Below are 20840 nucleotides of genomic sequence, written 5' to 3'. Positions count from 1 at the left end.
GATCCGCGCCTGCGAGCGCGGTCTACCGCCGCAGGACCATGACCGGGCACGGGGCGCCGCGGAGCACGTCCCGGAAGACGCCGCCGTGCCGGTCCGCGAGCTGGCCGTGCCAGACCAGCACCACGAGATCGCTCGCCAGCTCGCCGGCGAGGCGCAGGATCTCCGCCGCCGGCGCGCCCCTGCCGAGGAAGAACCGCGTGGAGACGTCGTGGGGGCAGTGGCCGATCGCGCTCAGGAACCGGCCCAGGAACTCCTCGGTGAACGCCGGCCACTCGTGCTGGGGCTGGTCGACGTAGAGGGGCGCCACCATCGCGCCCGGCTCGGAGGGCGCCGGCGTCGAGACGGGCGCCGCGTCCTCCGCGTCGTCGCGCGGCGAGGCGCCGCCGACCATCACGATGTCGAGCTCGGCGTCGAGGCTGCGGGCGAGCTCCCCGGCGGGGGTGATCGCGGCGGCCGTGCTGGGGGTGCCGTCGAGCGGGAGCAGGATGCGCCGGAGCCGGGTCGCCGGCCGGTGCGCGGGGCCGATCACGACGACGCCGCACGCGGCGGCCTCGAGGGCGCGCGCGGCGAGGCAGCCGACGCCGAGGGGGTTGTCCGTGAGCTCCTCCGGCTCGGAGGCCACGACGACGAAGGCGGCCTCGCGGCGCTCCGTGGCGGACGCGAGCGCGCCGGGGAGATCGTCGCTCGCGTGGACGTGCAGCACCACGCCGCGCAGCGCCTCCGGGTCGACCCCGAGGTGGGCGGGCACGTCGCTCGGCTCGATCGGCTCGGACGACACGACGAGCCCGTGCAGCGGCGCCCGGAGCGCGCCGGCGATGAGCCGCCCGAGCTCGACGGCGCCGAGGTGGACGCGGCGCCCGTGGAGGGCGACGAGGACGTTCCTGTTCCGCACGCCGCTCATCGGCGAGGGCTCGTCGTCCTCGGGCGCCGGGCGGGGCGGCCCGCTGTCGGAGACCGATCCGGACAGCGCTCCGCGTCTGCCGGGCGACCCGTTGCGCGCGGCGCTCACCATGTCGTGACCTCCTCCCAGGGGTGGAGCCGGCCGCCGGCCCGCCGCGCCACGTAGCGGCGGCCCGGCTCGGCCAGCACAGCGCAGGCGGGCGCGCCCGCGTCGAGCGCGCAGATCGGCAGGGGCGCGCTGCCCTCGAGCGCGACCTCCACCGCGTCGTCCTCCACGTGGATCTCGAGCGCGCGGCCCCGCCAGGCGATCGGGATCTTAAGGTGCCGCCACCCAGGCAAGAGGTGCGGCTCGATCCCGATCGCCTCGTCGTCGGCCGGGGGCAGCGGCGCGCGGGCCGACCCGTCCGGGCGCTCGCTGCGCGGCACGCGCGTGATGCCGGCGACGCCGAACGCGACCGCCTGCCAGAGGCTGCCCATCGCGGCGATGTGCACGCCGCCCGCGGCGTTGCCCATCGTGTTGCCGAGGTCGATGTCGGCGGTCTGGTCGAAGTAGCGCTCGGCGAGGGCGTGGAGGTCGAGCCGGGCGGCGACGAGCGCGTGGGCGCCCGGGCTCAGCGAGCTTCCGTGCGCGGTGCGCGGCTCGTAGTAGAGGAAGTTGTCGCGCCGGGCGCGCGGGGGCACCGCGCTCCAGAGGAGCGCGATGAGCTGCACGACGTCGGCCTGCTTCACGACCTGGCAGGCCTGCGTCCGCTCGCGCCCGAGCAGCATGTCGATCGGCGCGCTGCGCACGGCGTGGTCGGCGATCGAGAACGGCGCGAGGCGGAAGTAGCCCGCGAACTGCTCGATGAGGCCCGTCTGCGGGTCGATCCCGAGGACCATGCGGTCCGCGACGTCGCCCCAGCGGTCGACCTCCTCGGGGCGGAGGTCGAGCCGCGCGAGCACGTCGCCCCGAACGCCGCCGCGCCGGACCGTCGCCGCGGCGACGCGGAGGTTGTACCGCGCCATCCAGTTCGTGAAGGCGTTGTCGTCCACGCCCTCGTGGTACTCGTCCGGCCCGATGACCCGCCGGATGTGGGCGCGGCCGTCCGGCCCGAGCTCGGCGCGGCTCGCCCAGAAGCGCGCCGTCTCGATCAGGATCTCGGCGCCCTCGCCGCGCGCGAAGTCGAGGTCGCCTGTCGCGCGGCCGTAGGCGTGCGCCGCGTACGCCACGTCGGCGCTGATGTGGTGCTCCTGCTCGCCGGAGAGCACCCGGATCACCTCGCCGAACGGCGTGATGACGAGCGGCGGCGTCGTCTCGTCGCCCGTGTCCGCCGACTCCCACGCGTAGAGCGCGCCCTCGTAGCCGAGCGCCCGCGCCTTGCGGCGCGCGGCCGGCAGGGTGCGGTGCCGGTACAGGACGAGCGCGCGCGCGGCCTCGGGGTAGCAGTGCGCGTAGAAGGGGAGGAGGAAGATGTCGGTGTCCCAGAAGACATGGCCGCGGTACGCCTCGCCGCTGAGCCCGCGCGCGCCGACGGAGCAGCGCGGATCGTCGGGGTTCGCGGCGCCGATGAGGTGGTACAGGGCGAACCGGAGCGCCCGCTCGATCTTCGGGGCGCCGTCGATCTCGACGTCCGCGCGGCGCCAGCGCTCCGCCCACGCCCGCGCGTGCTCGCCGAGCAGGTCGTCCATGGTGCGGGCCGAGAGCTCCGCCTGGAGCGCCTCCCCCGCCTGGCGCGGCGCGGGGGTGTCGCGCGAGGTGTGCAGCGTGGTCGTGCGGAAGAGGCGGCGCCGCTCGGCGACGAGGACGCTCACCTCGCAGCGCTCGGCGATCGAGCGCGCGTCGGACGTGCGCGCGCAACGCGCGCCCTCCGCGTCCTCGGGCGGGGGCGCGCCCTCCGCGGCCTGGTCCGGGAGCACGCGCAGGTGCGACGTCATCGCGGTGACGAGCCCGCCGTGCGTGCGCCCGACGAGGATCAGGCTGCGCGCGCTCGCGTCCGCCGCGAAGCGCTCCCAGTGCGCCGCGCCGCTCGCGCTCTTCACGTCGCCGCTCAGGATCGCGTCGACGCGGATCGTCCCGGTGAAGTTCAGCGGGGCGACGCTGACCGCCTCCATCAGGACGTGGCGGTCCGCGAGCGAGGCGGCGTGGAGCGTGTACAGGCGCGCGAGGTGGCCTCCTTCGCCGCACCGCAGGCAGTCGCGCAGCAGCACGCCGCGCCGCATGTCGAGCTCCCGCCGGTGGTGGAGCACGCCGCTCGTCTCGGCGGAGAACGGCTCGCCCTCGATGACGACGCTCAGCCGGCCCCAGTCGGGGGCGATCACGAGCTCCGGGACGCGGCTCACGTCGGCCGAGGGCTCGAACGCGCCCGCGATGAACGTCGCCGGTCGCGACACGCTCGATCCCTCCGCGAGCGACGCGCGCGACCCGAGGTAGCCGTTGGCGATCGCGAGCAGCGACTCGATCTCGTGCTCGCGCGCGACGTCGAACCCCGGCTCGTCGATGACCCACGCGGCGTCGCGCGGCGCCGCGTGGGGGCCGAGCTCCAGGTCGAGCTCGCGCTGGAGCGCGAGGATGTCGCAGAGCCGCTGCGCGCCGGCGGTCGCGTGGATCGCGCCCGCGAGCTCCGGCGCGTCGCGGAGCCCGCCGGCCGCGTGCGCCGCCGGCGCGCCGCCGCGCGGGTCGGGCGAGATCGCGAGCCGATCGCGCGGCTCGATGCGGAGCGGCGCGACGACGCGCGCGAGCAGCTCCGCGAGCGCGGAGCGGCCGTCCGGCGCCGCGCGGGCGAGGAGCGGGACCGCCTCGCCGCGGCGATCGAAGCCGTGGAGCTCCGCCGCCCCGAGCGCGCCGACGAAGAGGCGCCTGAGGTCGTCGGCCCGCGCGCGGCGCGCGAGCCGCCGCGCGAGCTCGGGCACGGCCTCGGCGGCGGCGAGGACGGCGACGCGCGCCCCCATCGCGAGCAGCGCGTCGAGCAGCGCCGCGGCGCGGTCGCCCGCCTCCGCGAGGAGCCCCCCGTCGATCGCGATGAAGCGGAAGCGGTGGTGCAGCTCGGCGGGCAGCCTGATCGCCGCCGGCGCGCTCGCGGCGGCGGGGCTGCTCGACCCGCCTCGCATCAGGAAAGGCGCGCGGTCTGGGATAGGCGCGCTGTCTGGGAGCGACGACATCCTCCGATTCCCCCCATCCTCCGATTCCCCCCGGGGCGGTCTACGCGAGGACCGTGCCGCAGCGCGTGTGCAGGTCGGGATCAGCGCGGGCGGCGGCGCGCTCGCGCTGCACGGCGCGGATCAGCGCACGGCGCGGATCAGCCGGTCGAGCACCACGAGGAGCCGATCGACGTCGAACGGCTTCGCGAGCACGCCGGCCACGGGACCGCGGATGCTGAGCTCGCTCACGCCGGAGAGCAGGAGGACGGGCACGTCGACGCCCGCGGCGGCGAGCGCGGTCAGGAACTCCTCGCCGGTCATCTCGGGCATCACGTAGTCGAGCAGCACCGCCCGGGGCCTGGCGCCGCGGGCGAGGCGGTCGAGCGCCTCCTGCGGGCGGGTGAAGCCCTGGACGCGGTACCCCTCATCGGAGAGCAGGTCGATGAGCGAGTCGACGAGCGCCGGATCGTCATCGACGACGAAGATCTCCGCGCCCCCGAGCGGGGAGGCGCAGGTCAGGCTGGGGGAAAAGCCCGGCGAGCTCATCCAACTTCCCTCGTTCGCGGGCCTTTTCGGCGCATGAAGCGCGCGAAGGATACCAGACGGCCGCCGTCGCGGCACCGGTGGAGGCTCGCGCGGAGTGCGGAGCGAAGCGTCATGCCTTCCACACCGCAGATCTCCACCGAGCCCCGAAACTCGCTCAGGACGGAGTTTTCCTTATCAATTGGGCTTGCCGCCGCGCCGCTGCTTGCAGATCGTTGAGCACCTGATACCCCTGTAAGGTTCCTCCCAGGACGACCTGAGCAGCTTGACTTGTACTGCTCATGGGTATCGAATTGTGGTCCGAAGGACATCCAAATCCCCCTGTGGTCATCATGGCGGAAACCCCTGCTAGCAAGCTGCACATCTACCTCATCGACGATCACCCGGTCGTTCGCGAAGGCTTCGCTCGAGCGCTCTCGGACGAGCCCGACATGGTCGTCGTGGGCCAGGCTGGGACGGCGGCCGATGCCTTGCGCGAGACGGCGAGCTGCAAGCCCGACGTCGTGCTCGTCGATCTCAACATCCCCGACCGGGACGGCATCGAGCTCCTCGGAGCCCTGAGAGCGCAGCTGCCGCAGGCGAAGCTCCTCGTGCTGAGCGGTTACGACGACGAGTTCCGCGTCGCCGAGGCGCTGCGCGCGGGCGCGCAGGGGTACCTCGTGAAGACGTCGAAGCTCGAGGAGGTCGTCGAGGGCATCCGTCGGATCGCGACGGGCGGCGCGCCGCTGTCCTCGAGCATCGCGGGCGCCGTCGTGCGCGCGATGCGCAAGCCGGCGAGCGAGGGCTCTGGCGGCCTCGACGCGCTGACGCCGCGCGAGCGTCAGGTCCTGCGGCTGCTCGCGGCCGGCGTGTCGACGCGCGAGACGGCCGCGCGGCTCACGATCAGCCCGAAGACGGTGGAGACCCACCGCGTGCGCATCTACGCGAAGCTCGGGTGCAAGAGCGCGGTCGAGCTGACCCGCATCGCGGTGCGAACCGGGCTGATCGAGGCGTAACCCGGCCCCGATCGCGCGCGAGGCGCTCGCCCTCTCATTTCCGGGGAGCGGCGCGCCTCGACTTCTCTTTCTTCGGCAGCGCTCTCTTCCTCGTCGTCTCCGGCGTCGGTCTCGCGCTCGATCGTCCCTTCGCCTCTTCGAGCAGGCGATCGACGCGCACGCCGTCGATGGTGAGCCCATCGATCGTGCAGCCGACGATCTCGACGTCGCGGAGGTCCGATCCCTCGATGCGGGCGCCGCGCAGGCTCACGTCGGACCAGCGGGTCGACGCGGCGTCGGCGTCGTCGATGCGGGCGCCGGCGAGCGAGGTGTCGTCGATCGACGCGCCGGCGAGGGTCGCGTTGTGGAGGCGGGCGCCGCGCAGGTCGACGTCGTCGAGCTCGGCCTCGGCGAGCGCGGCGTTGTGGAGGCGGGCGCCGCGCAGGTCGACGTCGTCGAAGTCGGCCCCGGCGAGCGCGACGTTGTGGAAGCGGGCGCCGCGCAGGTCGACGTCGTCGAAGTCGGCCCCGGCGAGCGTCGCGCCGTGGAAGCGCTCGGGCGCCGCCGGCCGGGTGACCTGGTCCTCCGCGGTGTCGGCGCGCGACGGCGCGATCGGGGGCTTCTTGGCCATGCGTCCATGCTAGCGCTAGCCGCAGGTCGCGCGCTCGCGCGGCCTGGAGAGCCATGAACGCACACGACGGCTTCGTGCCCCATCACGCCCTCGTCTCCGCGCCCTCCACGTCGCCCGCCCGCTGGATGCTCGTGCTGCACGGCATCTTCGGCTCGGGCGCCAACTGGCGCACCTTCGTCCGGCGCCTCGTCGAGGCGCAGGCCGCCGGCGCTGCCGCGCGGCCGTGGGGCTTCATCCTGGTCGACCTGCGGGCCCACGGCATGTCGCAGGGCCCGCCCGCGCCGCACACGATCGCGGCGGCGGCCGACGACCTGCTCCGGCTCGGCGACCGCCTCGGCCTCGACGTTCGCGGCGTGATGGGCCACTCGTTCGGCGGCAAGGTGGCCCTCGCGTACCTCGAGCGCCGTCCCGAGGGGCTCGAGCGCGGCTTCATCCTCGACGCCGATCCGAGCGCCAGCTCCGCCGGCGAGAGCGGCTCGGAGAGCCCCGGCGTGCTCGAGCTGCTCCGCGCGATCCCGCAGCCGATCGCGTCGCGCGAGGCGTTCCTGGAGGCGGTGCAGGCCGCCGGGCTCAGCCGCGGCATCGCGGAGTGGCTGGCGATGAACGTCCGCCGCGAGGGCGACGGCTTCCGCATCCGCCTCGACCTGGACGTGCTGAACGCGCTGCTCGCCGACTACTTCGCCAGCGATCTCTGGCACGTCCTGGAGGACCCGCCGGCGCCGGCCGGCGCCGGCGCCGAGGAGCGACGCATCCACGTGGTGCTCGGCGGCCGATCGGCGTCGATCTCGCCGGCGTCGCGCGCCCGCTTCGAGGCGCTCGCGGCGCGCGCGCCCTGGGTCTCGGTCCACGTGCTGCCGACCGCCGGGCACTGGCTGCACGTCGATGACCCGGAAGGCCTCTTCGAGGTGATCCGGTCCGCCCTCTAGGCGAATCCTCGGCAGCGGGCGCGCGGCCGCGATCCAGGCTTTTCGCCCTGGGCTCCCTCCATTATCGGTGAGCGGACCTATGCGCATCGCCTCCTGGAACGTGAACTCCATCCGCACGCGGCTCGAGCAGCTCACGAGCTGGCTGGTCCGCGCCGCGCCCGATGTCGTCTGCCTGCAGGAGACCAAGGTCGAGGACGGGAGCTTCCCCGAGGCCGCGCTCTCCGAGGTGGGCTATCGCTCGATCGTCTTCGGCCAGAAGAGCTACAACGGCGTCGCGATCGCCGCGCGCTTCGGCCTCTCGATCGACGACGTGAAGAAGGGCCTCGACGGCGACGAGGAGGACGTCGCCCGGCGCATGCTGGCGGCCACGGTCGAGGGCGTCCGGATCATCAACGTCTACGTGCCGAACGGGCAGGCGGTGGGCACGCCGGCCTTCGCTTACAAGCTCGCGTGGCTCGGGCGGCTGCGGAGCGAGCTCGAGGCGCGCTACAGCCCCGATCAGCAGCTCCTGATCTGCGGCGACTTCAACGTCGCGCCGGAGCCGATCGACGTCGCCGAGCCGAAGAAGTGGGAAGGGCAGGTGCTCTTCCATCCGGACGAGCGGGCCGCGCTGGGGCGCCTGATGGAGTGGGGGCTCGTGGACGCGTTTCGCGCCTGCCACCCGGGCAAGGCCGCCTATAGCTGGTGGGACTACCGGATGGGCGCGTTCCGGCGCAACAAGGGCCTCCGCATCGACCTCGCGCTGGTGACGCGCCCGCTCGCGGCGCGCTGCACGGACGTCGCGATCGACACGCGCCCGCGGGAGCTCCAGCGGCCCTCGGATCACGCGCCGGTCGTGGTGGAGCTCGCGGACGGCGCGGCGCCGCCCGGGGCCGCGCCGGCGGCCTGAGGCAGCGCCGGCGGCCTGGGCGCGGCCGGACGTCAGCGGGGGGCGTCTGCCTGCGCGGCCGCGCCCGCCGCGGGCGGGGCGGCCGCGGGCGCCGGAGCGTCCGCGGCATCCACGTAGACGTCCTCCGCGGCCTCGCGCGCCTTCTTCGGCTCGCCCGTGGCGCACGCGGGTCGGGCCAGCGACTCCTCGACGCAGGCGCCGCGCATCGACGCCGGGCACGCCACGCGGATGTGGAAGTGGTCGTTGTGCAGGTCGGCGTCCCTGGGGCTCATCATCGCGGCCGCGGCCCGGGCCCGGAGCTCCGCCGGCACGCGCTTCTTCGCGGCATGGGCGAGCAGCCGCGCCCTCAGCGCGTCGGTCACGAACAGGTATTTGACCCCGGCCTGCCGGTCCTGGAGCAGCGCCTCGACGAGCGCCCAGTTGCGCATGTCGTCGAACCGCGCCCCGGGGAGGCCGATGGCGTTGCCCCTGTCGTCGAACGCCACGAACCGCTCCGTGCGCAGCGTCTTGCCCTTCGAGTTCACGACGTAGAAGCCGACGTCGGCGTCGCGCCCCGTCTGGTGGGAGTTGTGCCCGTCGAGCGGGCCGCCCGCCCTGGCCGAGAGATCCCCGACGAGCAGCGCGGAGTCGCCGTGCTTCTTGGCCACCTGGAAGGCGGCGCGCCGCAGGGCCTTCACGAGCACGGGCAGGCCCCACGTCCTGGCGCCCTCGCGCGTCTTGAGGTGCCGCGACGACCGGAGCCGCACGGCGCCCGTCAGCCGCCCCCGGTTGGGAGCGCCCTTCGACAGGAGCTTGCGCTCGTCGGCCTCGGCGGCGGCGCCGCCGCGCTTCGCGCGGAAGGCCTCGTCCCGCTTCGCGGCGCGCGTCCTGGTCGCGCGCTGGGGGGCCTTCGCCTTCGCCTTCGCGCCGTCGCGCTGGGCCGCCCGCGCTCCGTTCTCGGAGCCGGCCGGGCTGCGCGCCGCGCGGCGCTTGCCGTGCGGGTGCTTGCCGCTGGCCGGCCGCTGCTCCGCCGCGGCCGGCTCCGCGCTCGCCGGGGCGCCGAAGGCCGGCGCTGCGACCGAGAGCGCGAGGAGGAGAGCGGCGACCGGGCCCCGGGAAGCGAAGACGCGGCGAGAGAGCGGGCGAAGCAGCGGCATGACGGGGGCGGACCCTACCCCGCGGCGCCGCGCGCAGAGAAATTCTTTCGCAGCCGCCCCCGGCCAGGCGCGGCCGCAGGTCCCGCGGGGGAGGCCTGGGAAGCCGTCCGTCCGAGCTCAACGGAAGGGGGCGGCCTGAGAATTGCGCACGCTATGTCTTCAACGCCTTGACACAACCGCTCCGGTGCGGTTAGAAGCGTTCCGCGTGCCCCGCCGAGGGGACCGCAGGAGCGCCCGTAGCTCAGCTGGATAGAGCGTCGGACTTCGAATCCGAATGTCGCCTGTTCGAATCAGGCCGGGCGTGCCGGGCTCAACGGGCGACTCAAGCGACCTGGCGAGACTCCGGGAACCTGTTACAGGTTCGGTTGATTGACAATCCATTCGGGCCATTAGCTCAATTGGTAGAGCAGTGGACTCTTAATCCATTGGCTGAAGGTTCAAGTCCTTCATGGCCCACCCGAAATGATTGACGAATCCAGCCAGCCCTGGCGGCTGGCTGGGACAATCCAAGAAGCAGCGCGGTACAGGTGCTAGAAGGCCCGATGACCCAGGGGGGTTTCGGGCTTTCGGTGTTCTGAGCGGCGCGTCAGGTCGACGTCGCCCCGGCGAGCGCGGGGATGGCCTCGTGCGGCAGCTTCAGGGTGCCAAGGCTGCGCTCGGCGCGGGTCCGGGCATGTCGTTTGTCGCGGTAGATGCTCTGCGACGACGTGTGCCCCGCCCGGTCGGTGATCCACGCCGCGGTCTCCCCGGCGACGAGGTTCACGGCGACGTCACCGCCGGGCTCAGCAGCCGTCCGGCCAGGCGTGGGTGCGGCGCTCCCGCATCGCACACGGAGCTGTGGTCGTCCGGCGAGGTGCCGTGAGAGGCATGAGCGCTGGAAGCCTCATCGAACACCCTCGCTTGGCGCATCTGCTCCAGATCGCGTGAACCGGTTGTCCTCCTAGCGACCTCGCCACTCGATCCGCTCTCCCTCCATCGCGCAGCGCCCGGACTTCCTCAAGAGCTCGATGCCAACAGCGATGCGCTCGCTGACCTTCTGCCCCGCTCGCTGGATTCCGAACAGGCGCGCTGTCTCCCGGATCAGGTCGTCACGGGTGGTGGAGAGGCTACGCGAGAGCAGCCAGGCTGCAGCGGCGGCGATCTCCTCGGGGGGCACGAGCTCCGCAGGGCGCGGATCTCCAGTGCTCGCAGGTCCGCGGAACGTGGACCACGTGTCGTGTGCCTGATCGGCGCGCCATACGAAATCGCCCCGCATCACAGCCATGCCCGGGATGCCACGGAGGTGCTCGGTAAGGTGGTTCCGCAGGCGATCGGTGATCCGCGACCCTCCGAAGCACGCAGCGATCCGCCGCGAGAGCTCGTCGAGGTGGATAGGCGCCTCCACAGCGAGGATGCCGAGCAGGCGCGCGCGCAGCTCCCGAGCTCCAGCTCCGCTATAGATCGCGTCCACGCCGAATGGAGCAGGCGCGAGCTCCGCCTTCACGTAGGGTGTGGCCGGCGGAGGCTTCGGTGTCAGATCGGGGCTCGCGGTGACGCTCGCAGCAGGCGGCGTGGGTGTCCGCGCCTCCTGGAGCGGCGCCGAGGCGATGGCCGCCGGTGGACGTGGGGTGGGCGCCCTGCTGCCTTCTTCCAGAGCGCGCCGCACCGCCTCTTCGAGCCGCTCGAGCTCGCGAGAGCGCTGGAACCACCAGTCGGAAGACCAGACTCGATGCAGCTTCCATCCGAGCCCTTCCAGCACTTGCTGCCGGAGCCGATCGCGATCGCGCGCGGTCGCCGCCGAATGGTAGCTGGCGCCGTCACACTCGATGCCCAGCAGGTAGACGCCCGGCCGCTCGGGATGCACCACCGCGAGATCGATGCGGTACGAGCCGCACCCGACCTGGCAGTCCACCCGATACCCCTTGGCGATCAGGGCCTCGTACACCTCGCGCTCGAAGTCGCTGTCGAAGTCGCCGCTGCGCAGCACCGGGCGCTCTTGCGTCGAGCTGCCGCGCTCCGCGACATAGCGAAGAAATGCCTTGAGATGCCGCGCGCCGGTCGCGTTCGTCCGCGTGAGGTCGATCTGCTCATGCGTCAGCGTGGAGAAGACGCGCAGCTTCATCCGCGCGCGCGTGATGGCGACGTTCAGACGGCGCTCGCCGCCGCTGCGGTTGAGCGGGCCGAAGTTCATCCAGACGCGCCCGGACTCATCCGGACCGTACCCTACGCTGAACAGGATCTCGTCTCGCTCGTCGCCCTGCACGTTCTCCAGGTTCTTGATGAAGACTGGCTCCGTCAGGCTGCTCGAGAAGTGCGCCTCGACCTCCGCGCTTTTCCCGCGCGCCTCGTCGAGCAGATCCTGGATGAGGAGCTGTTGCGCCATGCTGAAGGTCACGATCCCGAAGCTCCGCTCGCCCGGCGGGGTGCCGCGGAGAGCGCTCACGAGATGGGTGACGAGCGCCTCGGCCTCCGCACGGTTCGTCCGCGACTTGCTCTTGTCGTACACACCGCCGGGTACGGGGTGCCACTCGACGCCGAGCTCGGGCACGCGGCCGTGCGCCGCCGGGAACACGTTCAGGTGCCCCTCATAGTAGTGCTGATTGCTGAAATCGATGAGCGCTTCGTGCCGGCTGCGGTAATGCCAGCCGAGCATCTGCTGCGGCAATCCGGCGGCGACTGCCTCGTCGAGGATGCTCTCGAGCTCCTCGACGTCGTTGTCGTCCACCGGCGCGTCGTCCGCGACCCCGCGCTGAAAGAAGCTCGTCGGCGGGAGCTGCCGCGAGTCGCCCACGATCACCACCTGCCTGCCCCGGGCGATGGCCCCAATCGCATCGTGGGTGCAGATCTGCGAGGCCTCGTCGAACACCACGAGGTCGAAGCGCCGCCCGTCCGCCGGGAGGTACTGCGCCACGGAGAGCGGGCTCATGAGAAAGCAGGGCTTGAGGCGCGTCGACACGTTCGGCATCTCGCCAAGGAGCCGCCGGATCGGCAGGTGTCGGGCCTTCTTGCGCAGCTCGCGCTGGAGCCTGCCCGTCTCCGACGCCTCCGAGAGCGCGCCGTCCACCTGCGGCAGCCGCGCTTGCAGGACCTCGGCGATGCGCTGACGGCCGAGCTGGATGTGCTCCTCGTCGGCGCTCCGGAAGCGCTCCACCAGCCGGTGGCGGTTCGGCCCGTCGAACGTCCGGAGCGCGGGCTCGGCGTCGCGAATCGCGTCCACCCAGGCCTGCAAGAACGAACGCTCGGTGCACGCGACAACATCGCCCGAGCGGAGCGTCCCGGCCTGGTGTGCAGCGACGATGGGCCCGGTACCCCACTGCGTGAACTGCGCCGCCTGCTTCCGGTAGAGACAAAAGGACCGGAACGCGCCAAAACCCTGATGCCAGCGAGACAGGAGCTCGTGCGCCATGTGCAGGTAGCCCGGGCGGGCGTCATCGGGCCACACACCGCCGAAGGGCGCGATCCCCGCAACCACGGCCTGCACGTGCGTGCGCAGCGCGGTCATCGCGCCGGACAGGGTCTGTGCCTGCGCGGCAACGACGTTGCGGCGCTCCGGGGAGAGCGCGGGGTCGGTGAGCGCGACGACCCGGTCGAGCGGAGCCGAGGAGGAGGCACTGTAGCGGCGGAGCGCCGCGCGGAACGCATCGGCCCGCGCAAGCACAGGCGCAGGATCGTCGTGGTCGCTCCCCGTCCAGCAGCCACCGAAGGCGTGGACCAGCCCCGCCCGGTCGCGCTCGATCTGCTCCGCGTTGCCCAGCGCCGCGCGCGCGAGGGTGAGATCGCTGGAGATCTCTTGATTGGGCGGCAGCGCGCCGCGCACCACCGGCTTGAGACGCGAGCGGGCGCCCCACAGGAACAGGAGCGCGAACAGGAAGAAGCTCTGCGCCCAGCGCTTGAACAGAGCCTCGAGCGCCTCGAGGTCCAGCTGGTAGACGGAGTCCTGCCAGCGCCTCCCGAGCCGCTCCCGCCACTCCGCGAGCGTCCGCGTCCGCCCGATCCACTCGTGCATCCGCCGGCGCAGATCTGCGCTGCCCGCCTCGTCGATGAGCAAAGGGGGGACGGGGCCGCGCGCGGCCGCGGCCCCGAGCTGCACGAGCTCGTCGATCCCGGTGAGCGACTCCGCCATGGGAACGCCGAGGAGGGATGCAAGCTGCCGCGCGGTCGCGTCAACCGCCCCAATGGCCCGGATCGCGCCTTCCACCTCTGCGCGTAAGGCCTGCTCGCCTTGCGCCGACCATTCCATGAGCCGTGCGTCCCGGTATGGGTGCGCGGTGATCGGGTCCACGTCGCGAGATGCCACAGCGTAGGCGTTCGCCGCTTCGAGCAGCCCACGGAGCTGCACGTCGGTCGCGGACATGACGTTGGCGAAGACGACGGGGATCTTCGGCGCGCTGGCCAGGGCGAGGAGGCGCGCGCTCGCCTGGTAGAAGCTGCGCCCGAGCGGGCGCGGCGCGTGGAGCGCGCGCGTATAGGCGTTGAGCTCTGCTCGCAGCTTCCCGAGCTCTGCCGAGCGCTGCTCCCAGGCCGACGGCGCCGTCATCGCAGCGCGTGAAAGGCTCTTCCCGAACGACTCGATGACCTGCTTCTTCTGCGCTTTGTGGCTGTGCAGCTCGAGGCAGAAGTCGCCGAGACCCGCCTGATCGAGGCGCCGCTTCACCACGTCGAGCGCGGCCATCTTCTCCGAGACGAAGAGCACGGTGCGGCCCTCCGCCATTGCAGCGGCGATGAGGTTGGTGATCGTCTGCGACTTGCCGGTCCCCGGCGGACCCTGGAGCACGAAGCAGCGCCCGGCGAGCGCCGAGGTGACGGCGGCCATCTGCGTCGAGTCGGCGTCCACGACGACGGGCAGGCGCGCCGGCGACACGGCATCATCGAGCGCGCGCGGATCCATCGCCGGCGCGGCGTTGGGGAAAGCCGTCTGCGCGCCGGAAGCGATGTGGCGCACGACGGGGTTCTCCAGGACCGCCGCGGCGTTGTCCCCCAGATCGCGCCACATCAGGAATTTGGTGAACGTGAAGAGCCCGAGGTGGACCTCCTCGCTCACCTCCCAGCGCGGCATCCGCTGGATGGCCTGGCGCACGGCGCGAAACATCGCCGGGACGTCGCGCCCGTGCTCATCCGCGTCAAGGTTCGCGAGGGCGCCGAGATCGACAGCGAAATCGCGATGTAGCTTCTCGGCGAGCGTGACGTTCGGTACTGCCTCCTCCGGCAGACCCCGCAGGCGGAGGCGCCTCGTCGTCCGCTGGTATTCGAGCGCCACCGGCACGAGCAAGAGCGGCGCGAAGCGAGGCTTGTCGCTGGACTCGGACTCGTACCAGCGCAGGAACCCGATCGCAGCGTAAAGCGTGTTGGCGCCGCCCTCCTCCAGATCCGTTCGCGCGCTGCGATCGAGGTGGACGGCCCGGGTCCGAAGGTCCACCTCCGACAGCGGGCTATGCACGATGCCCTTCTTCAGGTCCTCGCGCAGGCGCGCTTGGATCTCCGCGTCCTCGGAGCGCGCCTTGGCGAGCTTGGCGTCGCGCGTGTCCCGGCCATCGGACGGCCGCGGGAACAGGTCGAAGGCCTTCTCTTCGGCCAGCGCGTCCTCGAAGGCCGCCGCGTCCGGGACCTCGAGCGGGACCGATCCCTTGACATCGGCCCGGAAGTTCAAGAGCCGGTTGCGGAGCGAGAGATCGAGCAGGCGGTCGCGCCACTGCTTGAGCCGCGCGCTGACGGGGTCGGCTGGGCGCACAGCGACGACGGGCGGGGGGTCCTCGAGCGGCATCTGCGCCGCCTCGAGGAGCAGGGTCCGGGCTTCCTCGGTGACTCGGCCCGGGGCCGCCGCGAGGGCGAGCTGCGCCGAGGCGGCGCGCAGGAGGTCGCGGAGAGGGAGCGGCCTGTAGCGGTCCATGCGGGCGACCCGGACGTCGACGGCAAAGACGAATTCCTCGTCCCGTGACAGGTAGTCGGTCGCCACCGCCTTCGCGCGCTCGAAGCGGGGGGCCGGTGAGTGGATGATGGTGCTCGAGTCGAAAAAGAGAAGCTGCTCGAGCGCCACGGTCGTGCGCAGCCGGGCGGCGTCGTTCACCACGCATTCCGGGAAGCGATCGTCCACGAGCCACACGCCAGGGAAGGCGTGACCGTGGACGGTGACGATCAACGGCCGGAGGCCCATCTGCTCGAGGCACGCGGCCGCGAGCAGCGTCATGTCGAGGCAGTTCGCGAGCTGGTCCTCGAGGATGCGATCGGGGAAGCGGACCTTCTGCCCCACCTCCTCGAAGCTCGCCGGCATCTCCGCGTACGAGATCCCGAAGCTCTGGAGCGTCTCGTAGAGCGCGGTGACCATCGCCGTGACGCGGGCCGTGGAGCGGCTCTGGTAGCCGTCGAGCGCGTTGCTGCCGGTCGCCCGGCCGAGTCGGTCGCGCACCTGGCGGAGCAGGAGCGTGACGACCGGGTGGTTCGGCGTGACGAACATCGCGAGCAGCGCCGGCGGCGCGCGCAGCCCGGGCCACTCGTTGTACGCGAGCACGTCGATGGCGCCGGAGCCCCCGGCGAGGGCCTGTCCGCCGGCGACAAGCCTCCACGCGATCCGGGCACGTTCGGCTTCGGTGAGGGCGCGCAGTCGCTCCGGCGGCAGGGGGAGATCCACGATGCCAAGGTCGGTGGATTCTCCGCCGTGCACGGTAGGCACCTGGACCTGCACCGGCGCGCCGAGCTCCGGGGCGAGCTCGATCGTGAGCACCGCACCTTCGAGCGGCGCCGAGCCGCTGTTCCGGATCTGCACGGAAGAGACAATGGGCACTCCCGCTTGCTCGAGGGCGAACGTCAGGGTCCGGGTGTGCTCGAGCTCGACAGCGGTCGTCGGCTGCTCCTGGGTTGTCATGCCTGCCTCAAAGCGTGTGCACGACGAGCCGCTCGGAGCCGAGCGCCCGCCTCGCTGTCTCGACCATGTGCTCGTGATGGGTGAAGTAGAGCACTTGCGTGCGTTCCGCCAGGTCGCCGAGGATGCGGAGCGCTGCCTCGGATCGAGGGTCGTCGAAGTGAATCAAGATGTCGTCCGCGACGAAGGGGAGGCGCTCATTGCGGCTGACATACTGCTCGACGACCGCCAGCCGAAGCGCGAAGAAGAGCTGATCCCGGGTGCCGTCGCTCATTCCCTCGACGCCCACGCTCTTGCCATCCGCTCGAACGCCGAGGAGGACCGGCTCGTCGTCCTTCCCGAACTCGACGGCCAGGCGCGCGAACGAGCTCAGCGTCAGGCGCTCGAAGAGCGCGCTGGCACGGCCGAGGATCGGCCCCTGGTTCCTCTCGCGATAGCGCTCGATCCCACGCTGGAGCAGCGCGCTCGCGAGCGTCAGCCGGATCCATTGCTCCGCCCCCTCGTGGATCTTGGTGATCTCGGCCTGGGCGCTCTGGGCGGCCAGCGCGGCCTGGTCGCCGCCGCTCATCGCGTCGAACCGGGTGCGCAGCTCACCCTCCTTGCGCGCGAGCTCCGTCTTCTCGGCGTCGAGCTGCTTTGCCTCCTCCTCCCGCTCCTGGATCAGCCCAGGCAGCGTGTCGCCGTTCGCGCCCGCGGCCTCGGCCGCGAGATCCTGGAGCGAGCGCCCCCCGCCCCCGGCGAGGAGGTGCCGCTCGAGGCTGCCGAGCCGGCGCTCCACGTCGCGCCGCTGCTGCCACGTGCGCTCGATCGCGCGGAGGTCGTCGAGCGTCGAGCAGCACGCGTTCCGGCAGAGCTCCTCGAGCTTGGCGGTGTGACGCGCGATGGCCGCGCGGCACTCGTCGAGGATGCGCTCGTGGTGCGCGATCTCGGCCTCCAGGCCCGCGCGCCGCTCCTCGTCGCCCCGCGCCGAGGCGAGCACCTTCGCGAGGCGATCGGCCGCGCCCACGGCGTCCAGCCCCGTGAGCTCGGGGGCGGCGGCCGCGACGCATGCGCCCACGGCTCGCTCGAACGCGATCCTGTCCTCCCCGATACGGCGGATGCGATGCTCGAGCGTGTCCGCGTCATCGAGCTTGCGGCTTGTCTCATCGCAGAGATCCAGGACCGCCTCCATCTCCGCGGGCATGACGGTGAGGCCGCGTCCGAACCTGTTCGCGAACAGGCCCCACCGCTCGCGCCACCCCTCGAGCTGCGCCTCCTTGTAGGCGTAGCTTTGCCGCGCGGCGTCGCGCTTGGAGCGCAGGCTGTCGATCGTCTGGAGCAGCGACTTGCGCTCGCTCCGCTCCGCAGCGCTCTGCTCGACGAGGCGCTGCGCGCGCGCGAGAAGCGCGGCGAGGTCCTCGTCGCCGCCCGCGCCCTCCTCGCCGACGAGCATGAGCGCTCGGCCGATCGACAGCCGTGCGCTCGAGTGTGCGTCCTCCAGCTCGCGGAGCGCGTCCTGCCGCGCGCGGGCGGCGGCGCTGCGTTCGAGGACGCGCGCGCGCTGCGCGAGCCACTTGAGCATCTCGTCCGGCGGTTGCGGCGCGAAGCCGAGCGACGGCCAGAGCGCGCGCCATTCCTCCTCGGTCCGTGTCGCGCTCGCCTCGACGCCCCGGAGCTCGCCTTCCTGCGCCGCGACCAGCTCGCGCCGGCGCGCGACCTCCGCGACGAGCGAGCGATGGCGCTCCACGCGCGCCGCCTCGGCGCGCAGCGTATCGGCCAGCTCGTCGGTGGCCGCGACGCTGTCCTCGTACGCGTCGGCGAGCGGCAGGCCGGGCGCGAAGGCCGCAGCCTCCGCGGCGATGTCCTCCCGGCCGTCGATGAACCCGCGGCGCAGGAGCCGAAAGCCCCTGTCGCGGCGCCGGCGGGCGCTGCGCACGGCCTCCGCCGTCGGGACCTCGCCGGCGGCGTCGAAGCGGATCAGCTCGGCCTCGGCGCGCTCGAGCTCCCGGCGCGCGTCGTCGAGCGCGCCGCGCGCCCGTATCTTCTGCTCATGCGCGTCGCGGAACGCGCTGGCGAAGCGGTCGATGATCGCGTCCGGAGGGACCGGGAGCGCCTCGAGCTCCACGTCGCCGGACGTCCAGAAGGCCAGCTTGCGCAGCGCCTGCGCGAGCGCCTCGCTGGCGGCCGCCGCCTCCGTCTGCGCGGCGCGGAGGCCCTTGCCGGGATCTCCGAGCTTCAGCGCCTCACCCACGGCGGCGGCGAGCGGCGCCGTGTCCCTCGGCTCGACCGCGCGCCCCAGGGCCCCCTCGGCCGTGCGCAGCTCGACCTCGTGGCCCTCGACCGTCTTGCGGGCCTGCTCGTGCTCTGCGCCGAGCCGCTGCTGCTCGCGGATCATCTCGCGGATGGCGGCGACCTCGGGGCGCCGGGGCAGGATCTCGCGCGCCTCGGCGTCCTTCGCCTTGAAGCCCGCCTGCGCGAGCAGGCGCGTGATCTCCGTCCGTACCTGGCGCAGCTCGGCCTCGCGCTTCGGCAGATCGGCGAGCTTGCTCTCGATGTCGCCCCGCTGGCGCGCGAGCCGCTCGATCGCGTCGACCTGCCTCAGCACGGCCTCGCGTGGGGTGATCGCGTCGCGCTGCCCCGAGAGGCGCACGATCTCCTGCTCGGCCCCGGTGAGCCGGCGTCTGGCCTCCCCGAGCGACGACTCCGCCTCTTGCCGCTGCGCCGGCGCGTCGTCGGGGAGATCGGGCACGAGAGCGAGGGACGCGAGCTCCGCGAGCAGCGCGCTCCGCTCCGAGAGCGGCAGCAGGTTGCGCTGGATCCGGTGCAGTCGCTCCCGCTCCGCCCAGAGCTCCTGCACGCGCTTGCTGACGTTCTCGAGCTGCACCCGGACACCTGTGAGCTCGTCGCGGACCGTCCGCCACTCGTCGCCCGAGAGCGCGCGCAGCTTGAGCTCCTTGCGCACCTCGGCGAGCCGCTTCAGCGCCTCGTTGATGAGCTGGTTCTGGCCTCGGGGGCGGAACAGCTTGCCCGCGTCGCCGTCGATCTCCTCCACCACCTTGCGCATGCCGGCGAGCCCCGCGCCCGCCTCGAAGAGGCCGAGCCCTGCGTCCCCGCCGTCCTTGAGCAGCGCTTCGCCGCCCTCGCGGAGCTGCTCGTGATCGAGGCCGAAGATCCGCTCGAAGAACGGGCGCTCCAGGGCTCCGAGGAACGGCTTGAGGGCGCCGTCGTCGAGGGCGCCCTCCTCGGGGTCGAGGAGCGTCTTCACGCGTCCTTTGCGGCGGAGGAACCGGAGCGTGGCGCCGGCGTCGCTCTCGATGGCGGCCCCCACGCGGAGCGCCCGCTCGTCGTGCAGGAACGCGGCCGGCGAGAGGTGCGGGAACCCGAAGAGCAGGTCGCCGAGCGCGCGAAGCGTCGAGGTCTTCCCGGCCTCGTTCCGGCCGTACACCACGTGCACGACGCCCGCCTTGTCACCGAAGGTCAGCGTCCGCTCGGTGAACGGGCCGAACGCCTTGAGGTGGAGCTCGATGAGCCTCACGGCGCCGCGCCCCAGGCGTCGATGCGCGCGAGGAGCAGCTGCTCGGCGTCGTCGATCAGCATGCGGGCTTGCTCGGGGTCGCGCAGGTCGGACAGCGCCATCGCCTCGCGCACGTCATGGGGCAGCTTGCTCAGCAGCTTGTCGATCTCCTCGACAAGCGCGCCGATCGCGCCCGGGTCTTCGACGACCTCGCGGACCGAGCGCAGGAGCTCGCCGATCGCGTCGTCACGCCTCCGGACCTCGTCGAGGTCGCGGAGCGGCTGGGTAGCGGTCTCCACCTTCTCGACCCACACGTCGTCCTGGCCCGCCTCGACCCCGGCGGCGCGGACCTGGTGCTTCCACAGGTCCGGGTGCCGGAGGATGGCGTCATGTGCGTCGCAGCGGCCCTCGATCCGTATCCGGGCCGCGAGGAAGCGCCCCTCGGCCTCCTCGCGCTCGCGGCGGATCGCGTCACGGACGCGGTCGAGCACGTCCTCCGGCGTCCCCGCGCCGGAGGCGTCGACGATCACACAGGCCCAGCGGAGCACGTCGACCGCGCGGTGCTCCGTGATGACCTGGCCGTCATCGACGCTCACGACCGTGCACCCCTTGGCCCCCGACTCGCGCACATGGCGACCCTGCACGTTGCCGGGGAAGACCACCCACGGGTCCTCGCAGAGCACCTCGCGCTTGTGAACGTGGCCGAGCGCCCAGTAGTCGTAGCCGCGGGCGCGCAGGTGATCGAGCGCGCAGGGCGCATAGCCCGAGTGCCCCTCGCGTCCATCGAGCGCGGTGTGGAGCACGCCTATGTTGAACCAGCCTTTCCTCGGCGTCGGGTAGCTCGCGGCGAGGTTCTCGAGCGTATCGCGCTTCGCGAAGCTCTGGCCGTGCAGCGCTACCTTGAGCCGCTCGATGGTGACCGTCTCCGCCTTCTTCCAGCCGAAGACATGGACGTTGTCGGGCGGAGACAGTCGCTGTGTGATCTTGCTCTCTGCGTCGTGGTTGCCGCGCACCACGTACGCGGCGATGCCGCGCTGCCCGAGGCGCGCCATCTGCTTGGCGAAGTAGAGCCCCGTGTTGAAATCGAGCCATTCGCCGTCGTAGAGGTCGCCGGCGATGACGAGGAAGTCCGCTTCTTCCTCGATGCACAGGTTGACCAGATTCTCGAACCCTCTGCGCGTGGCGCCGCGGAGCGACTCGACAGGCGCGCCGTCATAGGCGCTCAGCCCTCGCAGGGGGCTGTCGAGGTGAACGTCTGCACAATGAACGAACTTCAAGTTGTCCCCCCCTCACGAAAACAACCAGCAAACAGCGGATTCACTCGTTGGCCTGGCCCCAGATCGTTGGCGTGCCGCCCTCATCGTGCCGGGGTGTGTTCAAGCCGCACGTTTGTAAA

Annotated in this window: 12 protein-coding genes and 2 tRNA genes; 5 read left to right on the top strand and 9 right to left on the bottom strand. The window is 72.4% G+C overall.

The window, feature by feature from the left end:
* Window positions 1–22: 22 nt before the first annotated feature.
* The 3 genes from WMF42_RS40410 to WMF42_RS40400 all read right to left on the bottom strand — a co-directional run bounded on the left by WMF42_RS40410 (window position 23) and on the right by WMF42_RS40400 (window position 4563).
* Window positions 23–1012 (bottom strand): universal stress protein, encoded by a 990-nt coding sequence (locus WMF42_RS40410; RefSeq protein WP_061610970.1) that lies wholly within the window; start codon window positions 1010–1012, stop codon window positions 23–25.
* Window positions 1006–3987 (bottom strand): glycoside hydrolase family 65 protein, encoded by a 2982-nt coding sequence (locus WMF42_RS40405; RefSeq protein ID WP_437688372.1) that lies wholly within the window; start codon window positions 3985–3987, stop codon window positions 1006–1008. Before WMF42_RS40405 ends, WMF42_RS40410 begins: the two co-directional genes overlap by 7 nt.
* A gap of 171 nt (window positions 3988–4158) precedes the next feature.
* The gene (locus WMF42_RS40400) at window positions 4159–4563 is read right to left on the bottom strand and encodes a response regulator (protein WP_061606623.1); all 405 of its coding nucleotides are present in this window, start codon (window positions 4561–4563) and stop codon (window positions 4159–4161) included.
* 329 nt (window positions 4564–4892) lie between these two features.
* On the opposite strand from WMF42_RS40400, the gene WMF42_RS40395 reads away from it, so the two are divergent.
* Window positions 4893–5555: a response regulator gene (locus WMF42_RS40395; RefSeq protein WP_434043867.1), complete on the top strand. Its 663-nt coding sequence runs from the start codon at window positions 4893–4895 to the stop codon at window positions 5553–5555.
* Between the two features lie 34 nt (window positions 5556–5589).
* On the opposite strand, the gene WMF42_RS40390 is transcribed toward WMF42_RS40395, so the two are convergent.
* Window positions 5590–6165, bottom strand: coding sequence for a pentapeptide repeat-containing protein (locus WMF42_RS40390; protein WP_437688371.1), 576 nt, complete (start codon window positions 6163–6165; stop codon window positions 5590–5592).
* 53 nt (window positions 6166–6218) lie between these two features.
* On the opposite strand from WMF42_RS40390, the gene WMF42_RS40385 reads away from it, so the two are divergent.
* Together WMF42_RS40385 and xth are read left to right on the top strand one after the other, a co-directional pair.
* Window positions 6219–7091 (top strand): alpha/beta fold hydrolase, encoded by an 873-nt coding sequence (locus WMF42_RS40385; protein ID WP_437688370.1) that lies wholly within the window; start codon window positions 6219–6221, stop codon window positions 7089–7091.
* Between the two features lie 79 nt (window positions 7092–7170).
* Entirely contained in the window at window positions 7171–7980 is an 810-nt protein-coding gene (xth, locus tag WMF42_RS40380; protein WP_061606620.1) for an exodeoxyribonuclease III, read from the top strand.
* Between the two features lie 32 nt (window positions 7981–8012).
* On the opposite strand, the gene WMF42_RS40375 is transcribed toward xth, so the two are convergent.
* Window positions 8013–9116, bottom strand: coding sequence for a penicillin-insensitive murein endopeptidase (locus tag WMF42_RS40375; RefSeq protein ID WP_437688369.1), 1104 nt, complete (start codon window positions 9114–9116; stop codon window positions 8013–8015).
* Window positions 9117–9346: 230 nt separating this feature from the next.
* On the opposite strand from WMF42_RS40375, the gene WMF42_RS40370 reads away from it, so the two are divergent.
* Together WMF42_RS40370 and WMF42_RS40365 are read left to right on the top strand one after the other, a co-directional pair.
* A tRNA-Arg gene (locus WMF42_RS40370) sits at window positions 9347–9420 on the top strand.
* Between the two features lie 79 nt (window positions 9421–9499).
* Window positions 9500–9572, top strand: a tRNA-Lys gene (locus WMF42_RS40365).
* A 130-nt stretch (window positions 9573–9702) separates the two neighbouring features.
* Here the strand turns inward: WMF42_RS40365 and WMF42_RS40360 are convergent.
* From WMF42_RS40360 to WMF42_RS40345, 4 genes are all read right to left on the bottom strand, one after another.
* The gene (locus tag WMF42_RS40360) at window positions 9703–9879 is read right to left on the bottom strand and encodes a hypothetical protein (protein ID WP_155798714.1); all 177 of its coding nucleotides are present in this window, start codon (window positions 9877–9879) and stop codon (window positions 9703–9705) included.
* Between the two features lie 177 nt (window positions 9880–10056).
* A complete protein-coding gene (locus WMF42_RS40355) occupies window positions 10057–15954 on the bottom strand; it encodes a DUF3320 domain-containing protein (RefSeq protein ID WP_437688368.1) in 5898 nt (1965 codons plus the stop codon).
* A 7-nt stretch (window positions 15955–15961) separates the two neighbouring features.
* Window positions 15962–19465 (bottom strand): AAA family ATPase, encoded by a 3504-nt coding sequence (locus WMF42_RS40350; protein ID WP_437688367.1) that lies wholly within the window; start codon window positions 19463–19465, stop codon window positions 15962–15964.
* Window positions 19462–20721 carry a metallophosphoesterase family protein gene (locus tag WMF42_RS40345; protein ID WP_061610479.1) on the bottom strand — a complete coding sequence of 420 codons (1260 nt, stop codon included), beginning with the start codon at window positions 20719–20721 and terminating at the stop codon, window positions 19462–19464. Before WMF42_RS40345 ends, WMF42_RS40350 begins: the two co-directional genes overlap by 4 nt.
* Between the last annotated feature and the right edge of the window lie 119 nt (window positions 20722–20840).

This window comes from Sorangium sp. So ce176 (genome assembly GCF_051519835.1).
Classification (GTDB): Bacteria; Myxococcota_A; Polyangia; order Polyangiales; family Polyangiaceae; genus Sorangium; species Sorangium cellulosum_G.
Note: the sequence above shows the minus strand (reverse complement) of the source record. Positions and strands in the feature narration are given on the sequence as shown.